Raw genomic sequence first — 13,040 nt, forward strand, 5'->3', positions numbered from 1 at the left:
AACTTAAATCATCTACATGGGAAATCAACATTATGACTAAGCTTCGCCTTTCGAAATTAACTGGGGCTGTAATTCTAGCTCTAGGAGTTTCAACAAGCGCTATGGCTGCTGACACTTCATCTGCAATGCGTGGTAAAATAACCACACCTTCAGGTGCGAGCGCTGCAAACGTTAAAATTAAGGTTGTTCATCAACCAACCGGCACAATTAGTGAACTAACTACCAATGAAAGTGGTACTTTCATTGCGAATGGTTTACGTGTTGGTGGACCTTACACTGTGATCATCGACTCTGATACGTTTAACGATACTACCGTTGAAAACATCTTTTTAAACCTTGGCGAAACTTACCGATTAACATCGCAATTAGCGCCGCTAAACATTGAAAAGATTGAAGTCTCTGGTTATAAAATTGTACAACAATCAGGTGGCTCTAGTAGTACGTTTGGCGAAGATACTATCAATAATATGCCTAGCTTTAACCGTGACATTAAAGATATCGCACGTTTAAATCCGCTTGCGAGTATTAATGGCAGTGGTGAGCTAACTTTTGCTGGCAGCAACCCACGTACGAATGGTTTAACCGTAGATGGTATTGGCCAAAATGATGACTTTGGTTTAAGTTACGGCGGCTACCCTACTTCGCAGCCCCCAGTAGCCCTTGATGCAATTGAGCAAATATCTGTTGATGTTTCTCCATTCTCTGCCTCTAAAGGTAACTTTGGTGGTGGTACTATTAACGCGGTAACTAAGTCAGGTACTAACGAACTTAAGTTTTCTGGTTTTTACGAAACATCAACACCTGATATTGCAGGCGATGTAGACAGCATATCTCAAGTGTTTGCTGATAACCGCCCTGTTTTAGATGACGATGGTCACCGCACATACATTGTTGAACAAGTAGAACCTAACCAAACTGAAAAACGCTACGGTTTTAATGTTGGCGGCCCACTTATAGACGATACCTTATTTTACTTTGTTAACTACAATAAATGGTCAAGCGAACTAGATTTAGATTATGGTTTTGAAGGTTCAGGCGCAACCAACGAATACGATGTGAGTGAAGAAAGCTATAACCGTTTCCTTAATATTCTAAATAACGAATACGGTTTAACCGATTCTCTTGGTGGCGATCCTAAAGACACCAACGAAACTTTACTTGTAAAGCTAAGCTGGAACATTGCCGATGATCATCGTTTAGATTTTACCTATCAGTGGCAAGATGACAAAGATGAAACAAACTTTGGTACTGGTGGCACATCAGTTCAGTTTGCATCAAGTCGTTATACCTACGCAACCAAGTTTAATAACTTTGCTACCAAGCTATATTCAGATTGGAATGAAGACTTTTCAACTGAAATCGGTATTGCATACAAAGATGTATCATCGAGAAGTTTAACAAATTCTGATATTGGTAGCGTTAAAGTTGAAGAATACTTCCGCGGGCCTTCTTATAACTTTGGTACCGATGAGTTTCGCCATGCAAATAGCTCAGCAACAGAAAATTTAACACTTTCTCTTGATGCCACTTATTTAATGGACGAGCATGAAATTAACTTTGGTATGCAATATGAGTCGTTAAACTTATACAACCTTTTTGCAGCTAACTCTCTCGGTTCATGGGAATTTGATAACTTTAATGGTTTCGAAAATCGTGAAGTAGGTAACTACAAAGGAAAGTACGATTTTAGCTACAGCAATGCCTTTACAAATAACCCTAATGACACCGCTTACGACGCAACCCGTAATCAATTAGCACTTTACATTGAAGATACTTTTTATGTTGGTGATGATTTAGAAGTAACGGCAGGTGTTCGTTATGAGCGTTTATCTTCTGATGATAAACCAGCACTCAACGAAAACTTTTTAAACACCTATGGCTTTAGCAATCAAGAAAATCTCGATGGGTTAGATATTATTCTACCGCGTATTGGCTTTAAGTATTACGCTACAGAAGCATTAACAGTTAACGGTGGTGTAGGTCGTTTCCAAGGTGGTATCCCTAACGTTTGGTACAATAACTCATTCCAAAACGATGGCATTACTTTTGTAGATGCACCTCAAAGTGCTATTAACGATTATTATGCTAATAATCAAGCTGATATCACTCAAGTACCAGATGCCATAAAAGGCTCTTTAGTTCAAGGTGCAGGTAGCACAAACTATGTTGACCCAAATTTTGAACTACCGTCAAGCATCCGTGCACAACTTGGTTTTGAGTACGACTTTGATTCTGAGTTATTAGGTGAAGGCTTTAAATGGCAAGCAGAAATTGCTTATCACAAAAAAGAAAACGAAGCTGTGTGGCATAACACCGCCATTAAACCTGTAGGTGTAGCAGCAGACGGCGAACGTATTATCTATGAAAGTATTTACAGCGGTGACTTAGCTGATAACTTTGATATCGCAATGACTAACTCAACTGATGATGGTCGTTCTGTTATTATTTCAACAGCACTTGCTAAAGAGTGGGAAAATGGTCTTTATATTTCAGCAAGCTATGCACATCAAGATGTAACAGAAGCGTCTTCAGGTTCTTCATCACGTGCACAAAGCAACTATCAGTACAATATCACTAAGAGCCGAAATGAAGACTTTGCTGCCCGTGGTGCATATGAAGTAGAGCATAGCTTTAAAGTTAATTTAGCGTATAACACTGAGTTCTTCAGTGGCTATGCCACAAGATTTAATGTGTATTTCGAACGTCGCTCTGGTCGTCCATTTAGCTATACTATGGGTATGTATCAAGATAGTGACTTAGGTGATACGCGTGACTTTTATTCAAGCTCAGCTTATTTAGCGTATATTCCAACTGGTGCAGATGATGCCAATGTAAATTGGGATGAATCAGGGCTATCATGGAGTGAACTTGAGACACTACTTAATAGAGCGGGTATTTCTGAGCGAGGCCAAATCTTAGACCGTAACTCAGGTACGCAACCATGGGTTACCACTATGGATATTAGCGTTAAACAAGAGATCCCTGGTTTTGCAAAAGGTCATAGCGGTGAGGTTTACTTTATGATTGATAACTTTGCCAACTTATTAAACAGTGACTGGGGCGTAGAAAAGCGCTTAGGTTTCTCTGACCAAGCAGTTTACGACTTTGGCGGCTTAGACGATCAAGGTCGTTATATAATTGATAGCAGATTTAATGGCGCTGATGTTCGTAACTATAGCCAATATCAAACTAGCTCATCAGCTTGGCAAGCTAAAATTGGTGTTAGCTATAAGTTTTAATACATAGCCTGTACATCAAAAACTCGTAAAATTAAAAAAGCCATTACATGAATGTAATGGCTTTTTTTATGGAAAAAATCACTTTTCATCTGTTTGTCATAAAAACTACTTACTATTTGCACGGTAAAATATTGAAACATAGATAAAATGCTAAATTTCATAAATAAAGTGTTTTATAATAAAAAAATTACAGTTGTATTTTATTTGTAACAAACAAATGAGGTACACTATGTAAGTATTTTGGGTTAAGTGTATTTTGCGGTCGCTTAATCCAAAATTAAAATAAAAAAGCTATTAAAAGTTTATTTAACTACACGGGAAAATAAAATGAAAATTCAACTTCGCAAAACAGCTCTATCACTTGCTATAGCAGCATGTGTTGGTGTGAGTGGTGCTGCAATTGCAAACGAAACAACCTCTGCAATTAAAGGTCAAATAAAGGGTCCTAACGGTAACCCTGCTGCAGGAACTAAAATTACTATTTTACATGTTCCTTCAGGCTCTGTTAAAACAACTGAAGTAAATGACGCTGGTTACTTTACTGCTAAAGGTCTTCGTGTTGGCGGCCCTTACAAAGTAATTGTAGACTCAGACATCTACGCTGACCAAGAGTTCAATAATATTATCTTGAACATTGGTAGCGACTACCCTGTAAATACTTCACTTGAAAATATCTCAGATGTTGAACAAATTGTAGTAACTGGTCGCCCTATTAGCACTATGTCTGGTGGTACGGGTCCTGCTTCAACATTTACATTAAGCGATCTTGAAAATCAACCAGCTATTAACCGTGATTTAAAAGATATTATTCGTATTGACCCTCGCGTTGCTATCGATGATAGCCGTGGTTCAATCAACTGTGGTGGTGGTAATCCACGTTTTAACAGCTTAACCCTTGATGGCGTTCGCATGAACGATAACTTTGGTTTAAGCTCAAACGGTTACCCTACTATTCGCGCTCCGTTCTCTTTTGATTCAATCGAGCAAGTAGCGGTAGAATTAGCCCCTTTTGATGTTCAATATGGTGGTTTTACATCATGTAACATTAATGCAGTTACCAAATCTGGCGGCAACGACATTCACGGTGGTGTATTCTACGATTACACTAACGATTCGATGAAAGGTGATAAGATTGAAGGTAATGACGTTGATAATGGCGATTACAGTGAAAAACGTTATGGCTTTAATGTTGGTTTACCGCTAATTAATGACACGCTTTTCTTATTCACTTCTTACGAAAAACTTGAAGGTGTTAAACAGTTTAACTATTCATCTTTAGTATCGTCAGCAGACATCGAGCGTATTAAACAAATTACACGTGATGTTTATGGTTACGAAGCAGGTGCAACACCAGCAAGCTCACCAGTAGAAGATGAAAAAATCTTAGTGAAGTTAGACTGGAACATCAACGATGACCACCGTGCTAACCTAATTTATAACTACAATGATGGCTTTACCTTATCGCAATCAGATGCAGATGGTGATGAGCTCGCATTTGACAGCCACTTTTATGAGCAAGGCGCAGAGTTCACTTCAATCGTTGCATCACTTTACTCTGATTGGAATGACAATTTTTCAACTGAAGTTCGTTTAGGTAAATCAGAGCTTGACGCTCGCGTTCAATCTTTAGACGCAGCAAGCGGTTTTGGTGAGTTCCAAATCAGCACTGACGACGCTACTGTGTACGTTGGTCCTGATGACTCTCGTCAATCAAATGATTTAAACTACGATACCACAACAGCTAAATTCTCGGGTACCTACTACCTTGATCAGCACACGATTACCGCTGGTTTTGAGTATGAAAAGTTAGAAGTATTTAACCAATTCGTACAACATACTGAAGGTGAATGGCGCTTTGCATCTATCGATGCTTATGAGCAAGGTATTGCTAGTGCAGTATTTTACAATAATGCAGCAGGCACAAATGATCCTACAGATGCGGCTGCTAGCTTCGCTTATTCACAAAATACATTCTATGTACAAGATGAATACAGCTTTTCAGATATCGATGCATCATTAACATTTGGTCTTCGTTACGATAGTTATTCAAGCGATGATAAACCTACTTTCAACCAAAACTTTACTGATCGTTACGGTTTTAGCAATCAGTCAACGTTTGATGGTATTGATCTAATTCAACCACGTGTTGGTTTTGAGTGGTATGCAACAGATGCATTAGAAGTACGTGCAGGTGTTGGCTTATTCTCAGGCGGTAATCCAAATGTATGGTTATCTAACTCATACTCAAATGACGGTATTACAAATATTAGTGCTAACCAGTTTGGTAGCGTAGACTTATTTGCTCCTGAAAACGTTACAGTTACAGGTGCGGGCCCAGGTTTTGATATTCCAAAATCTCAGTTTGATAAGGTAGCTAATACGCCAATCGGTTCAGGTGATGGTACTGTTAACGCTGTTGATCCTAACTTTGAAATTCCATCAGAATGGAAATATTCAGTAGGTGCAACCTACACTACTGAAAACGATTATGTTATTGCTTTAGATTACCTTTACACTGATAAACGCGATGCAGCGACATTACAAGATATCGCACTTCGCCCTACAGGTGAAGTTAGCTTTGACGGTCGTCCTTTGTATGAATCAATTGAAGGTCGTGATGGCGAGCTTTTATTGACTAATGTTAACGGCGATAGCGGTTCATCATCAATCATTTCAGCAGCAGTGAGCAAAGCGTTTGATAATGGCGTTAGCGTTCAGTTCTCATACGCTTACACTGATGCAGATGATGTAAACCCAATGACTAGCTCTGTAGCCAGCTCAAACTACGGTAATCTAGCAACATCAAACCCAGGTAACCCTGGCGTGGCATCATCTGATTACGAAATCCCACATCGCTTTACATTAAACCTAGGTTATAAACACGAGTTCTTCGATGGTTATAACACCCGCTTTAACCTATTTGGTGAAGCATACAAAGGTTTACCATATAGCTTTACTTACAAGAGTAATCGTGACACCGGTGCGGGCGATATTCAATTTGGTGACGACAATTCAAATGGCGCGCGTCAATTATTGTATGTACCACTTGAAAATGATCCAAACGTTGTCTACAACATGAGTGCGGATGAAATCAATGAGTTTAACGACTTTATTGCATCTGAAGGTCTTAAACGTGGTGAAATCACTGGTCGTAACCAACAGAACTCTGATTGGTTTGTTAAATTTAACTTTAAAATCACTCAAGAAGTACCTGGCTTTATGGATGGCCATAAAGGTGAAGCATTCTTCGTAATCGATAACTTAACGAATATGTTAAACGATGATTGGGGTGTATTAAGAAAAGGCTCTTTCGTGGGTAATAAGATGGTTGAAGTAAATATTAATGACCAAGGTCAATACGTTTACTCAAACTTCAGTGCACGTAGTGCTGAACAGTCTGTACAACGCGATGCCTCTTTATGGGAAATGCGTGTAGGTGTTCGTTACACGTTCTAATTTGATTGATTAAATTAGTGTATTTAAAAGCCCACTTTGTGGGCTTTTTTATGCCTGTAATTTATTTTTTAATTTATCAAAAATTGCGATTAGCTGATGCTGTTCAGCATCCGACAGGCAGCTTAATAATGCACGCTCCCACTGCAATGCTTGTGGCGTTATTTTTTCATATAAAGCCATGCCCTTATCACTTAGCATCAAAAATGCAGCGCGCTTATCATGCTTATTTAACTCGCTATAAATAAGCCCTTCATCAATTAGCGTTTTTACTGCCCTTGATACTGTCGACTTATCCATATCTGCTTGAATGCATAATTGCTTAGCTGTGCTTTGGCCTGATTGCGCTAAATTAGCTATTATTCGCCACTGAGGAATAGTTAAATCAAACTCTTTTTTATAAATACTCGAAAAATCATTACTTACCTGTGTTGCTAAGTGTGTTAATTGATAAGGTAAAAATGTCGTTAAATCTATTTTCATATTGAATCACTTATTTATTTACATACGACTTTTATTTGTTCGCTTTTATTTACAAGAGTCATAATCAGTGTGTTTGATATTAGTCTCACTTGAGAGTATCTTAGCGTAAATAACAAAAATATAACACTCCCCCACTTTCACAGGAGTCAGTAATGGCGACACAATTAAACTATATGACCGGCTTTGGTAATGAATTTGAAACTGAAGCGCTGCCTGGTGCATTACCGATAGGGCAATTTAGCCCGCAAAAAGTAAAATACGACTTATACGCAGAGCAATTTAGTACCACTGCATTTACTGCTCCGCGCGCCGATAATCGCCGCACGTGGATGTACCGTATTCGTCCATCGGTTGTGCAAGGTGATTACACAGCCATAGACAATGGCTTAATTAGAACAGCACCCATTACTGAAGTGCCAACGCCGCCCACCATGCTTCGTTGGGATCCCATTGATATACCAGCAGAACCTACTGATTTTATTGATGGGTTGATCACAATGGCTGCAAATGGCAGCGCCAATGGGCAAGCCGGTATTGGCATTCATGTTTATGTCGCTAACAAATCAATGGACAAGCGCTTTTTTTATAACGCCGATGGCGAAATGTTATTTGTACCACAACACGGCGAGTTATTACTTAAAACAGAACTCGGGCATTTAAGTATTAAAGCCGGTGAAATTGCGGTCATCCCGCGCGGCATTAAGTTTCAGGTTCAATTATTAACTGACACAGCCCGTGGGTATATTTGTGAAAACTACGGCCATGCTTATGTGTTAGCTGAGCGCGGCCCTGTGGGCGCAAATGGTTACGCTAACGACCGCGACTTTCAATATCCAGTAGCGGCTTTTGAAGACATTGAAGGCGAATTTGAACTTATTGCTAAATTTAATGGCAATATGTTTCGTTGTGATATTGGTCATTCACCCCTTGATGTTGTTGCATGGACAGGTAACAGTGCGCCTTACAAATACGACTTAGCCCGCTTTAATGTCATGAATACCGTTAGCTTTGATCACCCCGATCCATCAATTTTCACGGTACTAACCTCGCCATCAGGCACTGAAGGCGTTGCAAATATCGATTTTGCTATTTTCCCACCGCGTTGGATGGTGGCTGAAAACACCTTCCGCCCACCTTATTATCACCGTAATATTATGAGTGAGTTTATGGGTTTAATTGAAGGCGTTTATGATGCAAAAGAGCATGGTTTTGTCCCTGGAGGGATGAGCTTACACAACTGTATGTCGCCGCATGGTCCTGAGGCGGATGTATTTGAAAAAGCGTCAAACGCGGACTTAGAACCACAACGCTACGATAATACATTGGCGTTTATGTTTGAGTCACGTTATGTAATATCGCCAACTAAATACGCATTAGAAGGTAAAGAGCGCCAAGCTAATTACACTGACTGCTGGCGCACAATTAAAAAACACTTTAACGGCAATCAAGGGTAATTAGATTATGAAGCTTTATACTTATTTTCGCTCATCTGCAGCGTATCGTGTGCGCATCGCATTAAACCTAAAAAATATTGATCACCAGTTGGTGCCGGTAAACTTACTAAAATCAGAGCAACAAAGCACAGATTACTTACAGAAAAACCCCCAAGGACTTTTACCTTCTTTAGAAACAGAAGACGGCGTATTAGGTCAATCTCTAGCAATTTTAGAGTACCTTGAAGAGCAATACCCTGAAACACCATTACTGCCTGGTAATGCATGGCAAAAAGCACATATTCGCAATTTAAGTTATGCAATTGCGTGTGATATTCACCCGATTGATAATTTACGTGTGCTTAAGTATTTAAGTAGTGAACTCAATGTTGATGATGAAGCAAAAAATAAATGGTACCGCCACTGGGTTGAAGTGGGTTTTGAAAAAATAGAACGCATGCTCGATAGTAAAAATACATTTTGCGCAAGCGAGTCGCCAAGCTTAGCTGATGTATGTTTAGTACCGCAGGTATTTAATGCCATTCGTTTTAAAGTAGATATGGCTGCCTACCCTAAAATAGCAGCCATATATCAGCGTTGTAATGAGTTGGCAGCCTTTATTGATGCAGCCCCTGAAAATCAACCTGATGCAAACTAATAGAGTAAATTAACTTTTAAGTGCACTGTGTATTACCGTCACATGCTCAATTAAATCTAAGCCCAGTTCGGTTAAATAACCGCCATCTGGGCTATCTATAACCCCTTTATCGAACAAACGTTGTGCTGCGCTTAGTAAGGCGGGTTCAGCGTCTGAATGAAGTTTAATTCCCTGCATTTTGCTCTCGCGTGGAAATTTTGCTAGTAGTGTAAATTCGTCAATCATCGTTTGATTAAATAGCATATCTGTTCACCTTTTTATTGTTCTGTGTTTTACTTATGTTGTCTTACTTACCCTAGCATGTTTTTTGCTAAGTGTACTTATTTTAAACACTGGAGGTTTTTGATGCGTTATTATTTTACTTCGTTTATTGCTGTTTTATGCTTGTGTTTTTCAGCTTTAAGCTTCGCTAGCACAATAAAAACGCTTCCTATTGTTGATGCTACCCAGCTTATAAACACTAGCACTGAGTGCTGGTATGATAATAAACGTTACAGCGAAGGAGCTATACTGCAGGTTCACTCAGTTACGCTTATTTGTGCTGCAAAGTACCCCCAACATAACAACAGTCAATTGATTTGGCTAAAGCTTGATAAGCAAGGTAACCTTATTTACCCCAAGAAGCCTGCAACTATCACTGTAAATTAATCAAGATTAACAATCTGGAATCTACCAGCCATCTCCAAACTATTAAGATGCGGTGGGATACGTTACAATACATGCAGTTTAAAAAAGCAGTGTGACTATGAATAATCAACCAAAAAACCCGCTACATGGGATAACTTTAGAGCAAATTCTTGTAGAACTAGAGCAACGTTTAGGCTTTAAAGCAATGGGTGAACAAGTAAACATAAAATGCTTTACTGATTCTCCGAGTATCAAATCAAGCTTAAAATTTTTACGTAAAACCCCATGGGCAAGAGATAAAGTAGAAGCACTTTATATTCATACCATGAGTAATAAACCGCTACGAAAACCCAGAAATAAACCAAAACTAACAGAGCCCACGCAACCTGATACATCAGATTTTGTATGGCCCTCTATTAAAAAATAAATGAGTGCTAAATGGCGTAATATTTACGCCATTTTTAGTCAGTTAGTTTTGTTCTTGGCATATTACATTCAATGAAGCAGGGTGAATACTCACTACCACTTTATCGGCAGATTTAACCTCACCATCAATTACATAATCTAGCGTTTTATCTGCGCTTATCTCTACACGTTTTGCGTTAGTATAATGCGAGTTAATAGCAAAATGTGTTTGCGTGATACTGCTAAACATTAGCTCAGCAATACTCAATACTGTGGTTTCATTGTCTTTGTTTGGCGTTAACCAGTTTACATCCAATAAACCATCACGGTGGTCGGGTTGTCCCCCACCTTGGGCTAAAAGGGTTGTAAATGGGGCAGCATTAGCGACAATAAAGCTATTTGTATTAATAGCTTCAGGCTCATTATCATCGAGTTTAACCATCAGCTTTTGCGCTTTATTCTCGCCAAAGGAATGTAAAAACCCATTTAAATAAGCAAGCTGGCCAGATTTATTTTTCGACTCTCTATCTGCTTTTTCAATCATTGCATGCTCAAAGCCAATGCCAATTAGCAATAACATCAAATCGTTATTACAATATGCGGTATCGATCAGGTTTGTCTGACCATCAATTATTAAATCGCACGCTTGCTCAACAGGAATAAATTTAGATTTTATTCCCATCAGCACATGGGCCAACGCATTAGCGGTCCCCAGCGGTATTATCCCTAATCGACACGATGTACCCACCAACACACTGGCAACCTCAGTCACGGTTCCATCTCCACCGCAGGCAATTATAATATCAGGCTCGTGCTCTATAGCTTGTTTAGCCAATGTAATGCCGTTTTGTTCCGGTGTAGTTTTTAAAATGGTTAAATCATAATAAGCAGATAAACGTGTAACGATTAAATGCTCTTTTTCAGACCATAACTTAGTGCCTGATACAGGATTAGCAATTAAATATGCTTTATTTTTTATCAGTAGCTCCCCCCTGCGATGGCGCTTAACTAAATGGCGTAATTGCCGTTTATTAAGATTGGCTGTTTCACGTGTTTCTTTGATTTGAGCAAGAATGTCATGTACATCAGCTTCTTTATTTTGACTCAATAAATACGCTGCCATAACAAACACCGAACGTCCGCGACCTAATGCACAATGCACCACAACACGACGGTCTTTCTTTATATGGTGATGGATCCAGTTAATTGCCTGGTTTAATTGCGAGTGAGTAGGCACACTATGATCAAGAACAGGAATGTTTAAATAACTAATATTTTCTTGGGTAGATGTCCATTCAAGGCCATCAAATTCACAAGTCACATCTAAAATAGCGGTAATGCCATTTTCTTTTAATGTATCTATATCAGAGGGAAACAAACGACATGCTAAAAATAAGTTATCGTTTATTTGTTGAATTGGGGGTACCTTATCGTGTTTGCGTGACCATGCATTATAAATTTGTGCACCTAACAAAAAAGGAACAAATGCCCAACGAATGTAAAAAGGGATAACGCCATTTTCTCGCTTTCTGAATATTTTCCCCGCATTAAAAAAATAAGCACCGCTGACCAATATCAGCGACAGCGCCGTCCAAAAAAATGCAACCGCGAAGTAAACAGAATTAACCTTCAATCCCAGTACTATAAATACTAATGCTGTTACAAGATAACTGACTGCAGCCCACATGTGCTCTCCTTTAAGTTGGCAGCGCCATATTAGCGCCTTTAATATAGTCCTAATTTGCAAATAATACGCCAAAAAAGCAATTTATCTTGTTTGTTGTCGTTTCGCCACCGGCGTCGATATCACGTAAAATTTCTATAACACACTGTTAATCATTGCTTTTTTAATATAAAAAGGAATGACTTCAGGCTAAAACATCATACTCAGTTTTTATTGATTACGCTTAAATAAAAGCAGCTTAATTTATATAACTCTTTCATATTTACAACAATATCAGTCAAATATTCATAGTTATTTAATGCTTCAACTTATTATTTATCAAATGGCATAAGTAATGTTTTCATCGCTGGGCGCAGTGCAATCAATACGGTTTCCTCGGTCAATTCAGGAAATAACATTTTTCGTAATAGCAGTCCCGCCATCACTGAGAAAATCACATTAATGCGGCTTTCGAGTTCTTGCTCTGAATGTGATTTTATTAAACTACTTTCACTGACTAATAAATCACGCATTCTGTTACGTGCTTGCGTATCAGCCTCGCGTAGTAATAAAGCGACTTTTTTGTTTCTACTGGCCTCTGCCATCATGTCTAAGTCAACTACGCAGGCCCCCGTGTCCATATGACGCTGCACACCATGGTGTAAGCCATCAAGTAACACTGTTAAAATATCGCCAGGTTGATCTTCAAACTCTTGAAATATGGAAAACATTTCTTCCATATCTTGTTCAATAATACTTTCAATTATGGCTTCTTTACTTTCAAAGTAATTATAAATATGGCCGGCACTCATCCCTGCTGTTTTAGCTATTTCTGCCATACCTGCGCCATGGTAACCTTTGCGACGAAAACAATCAGCAGCGGCGGTTAATACCTGCTCGCGACGCGCTTGTGCTTGCACCGGATCTAGGTGTTTTTTATTTTTAGGTTTCATTTGAAACTCCAGTATCGAGTCTCTCAACTCGAAATATTTAGCGTTTACTGCTTTGATCACAAAAAATAAACGCTAAACGGGCATTACTTTAATCACGCATAAAACCTTTTATTGTTAACAGGCTTT

General features: G+C 38.9%; 10 protein-coding genes. 6 read left to right on the top strand and 4 right to left on the bottom strand.

All coding sequences use genetic code 11. The features are described from left to right. The first annotated feature begins 32 nt into the window (after window positions 1-32). Entirely contained in the window at window positions 33-3,239 is a 3,207-nt protein-coding gene (locus tag N523_RS0102090) for a TonB-dependent receptor (protein WP_028834126.1), read from the top strand. Window positions 3,240-3,566: 327 nt separating this feature from the next. Beyond that, the gene (locus N523_RS0102100) at window positions 3,567-6,695 is read left to right on the top strand and encodes a TonB-dependent receptor (protein ID WP_028834127.1); all 3,129 of its coding nucleotides are present in this window, start codon (window positions 3,567-3,569) and stop codon (window positions 6,693-6,695) included. A gap of 48 nt (window positions 6,696-6,743) precedes the next feature. On the opposite strand, the gene N523_RS0102105 is transcribed toward N523_RS0102100, so the two are convergent. Further along, window positions 6,744-7,175, bottom strand: a complete 432-nt coding sequence (locus N523_RS0102105; RefSeq protein ID WP_028834128.1) for a MarR family winged helix-turn-helix transcriptional regulator — start codon at window positions 7,173-7,175, stop codon at window positions 6,744-6,746. Window positions 7,176-7,327: 152 nt separating this feature from the next. On the opposite strand from N523_RS0102105, the gene hmgA reads away from it, so the two are divergent. After that, window positions 7,328-8,629 carry a homogentisate 1,2-dioxygenase gene (gene hmgA, locus N523_RS0102110; RefSeq protein ID WP_028834129.1) on the top strand — a complete coding sequence of 434 codons (1,302 nt, stop codon included), beginning with the start codon at window positions 7,328-7,330 and terminating at the stop codon, window positions 8,627-8,629. A gap of 7 nt (window positions 8,630-8,636) precedes the next feature. Continuing rightward, the gene (gene maiA, locus N523_RS0102115; RefSeq protein WP_028834130.1) at window positions 8,637-9,266 is read left to right on the top strand and encodes a maleylacetoacetate isomerase; all 630 of its coding nucleotides are present in this window, start codon (window positions 8,637-8,639) and stop codon (window positions 9,264-9,266) included. A 9-nt stretch (window positions 9,267-9,275) separates the two neighbouring features. Here the strand turns inward: maiA and N523_RS0102120 are convergent, their stop codons facing one another. After that, window positions 9,276-9,509: a TIGR02647 family protein gene (locus N523_RS0102120; protein ID WP_008112333.1), complete on the bottom strand. Its 234-nt coding sequence runs from the start codon at window positions 9,507-9,509 to the stop codon at window positions 9,276-9,278. 102 nt (window positions 9,510-9,611) lie between these two features. On the opposite strand from N523_RS0102120, the gene N523_RS0102125 reads away from it, so the two are divergent. After that, on the top strand, window positions 9,612-9,914 hold the full coding sequence (locus tag N523_RS0102125) for a DUF1496 domain-containing protein (RefSeq protein ID WP_028834131.1): 303 nt from the start codon (window positions 9,612-9,614) through the stop codon (window positions 9,912-9,914). Between the two features lie 97 nt (window positions 9,915-10,011). After that, window positions 10,012-10,320, top strand: a complete 309-nt coding sequence (locus N523_RS0102130) for a VF530 family DNA-binding protein (protein WP_028834132.1) — start codon at window positions 10,012-10,014, stop codon at window positions 10,318-10,320. A gap of 42 nt (window positions 10,321-10,362) precedes the next feature. Here N523_RS0102130 and N523_RS0102135 read toward each other — a convergent pair whose 3' ends face one another. After that, window positions 10,363-11,985: a diacylglycerol kinase family protein gene (locus N523_RS0102135; protein ID WP_024600939.1), complete on the bottom strand. Its 1,623-nt coding sequence runs from the start codon at window positions 11,983-11,985 to the stop codon at window positions 10,363-10,365. A gap of 308 nt (window positions 11,986-12,293) precedes the next feature. Further along, a complete protein-coding gene (locus N523_RS0102140) occupies window positions 12,294-12,914 on the bottom strand; it encodes a TetR/AcrR family transcriptional regulator (RefSeq protein WP_008464339.1) in 621 nt (206 codons plus the stop codon). Between the last annotated feature and the right edge of the window lie 126 nt (window positions 12,915-13,040).

Origin of the sequence: Pseudoalteromonas sp. 23_GOM-1509m (assembly GCF_000518425.1) — a bacterium.
In the GTDB taxonomy this organism is placed as follows: domain Bacteria; phylum Pseudomonadota; class Gammaproteobacteria; order Enterobacterales; family Alteromonadaceae; genus Pseudoalteromonas; species Pseudoalteromonas tetraodonis.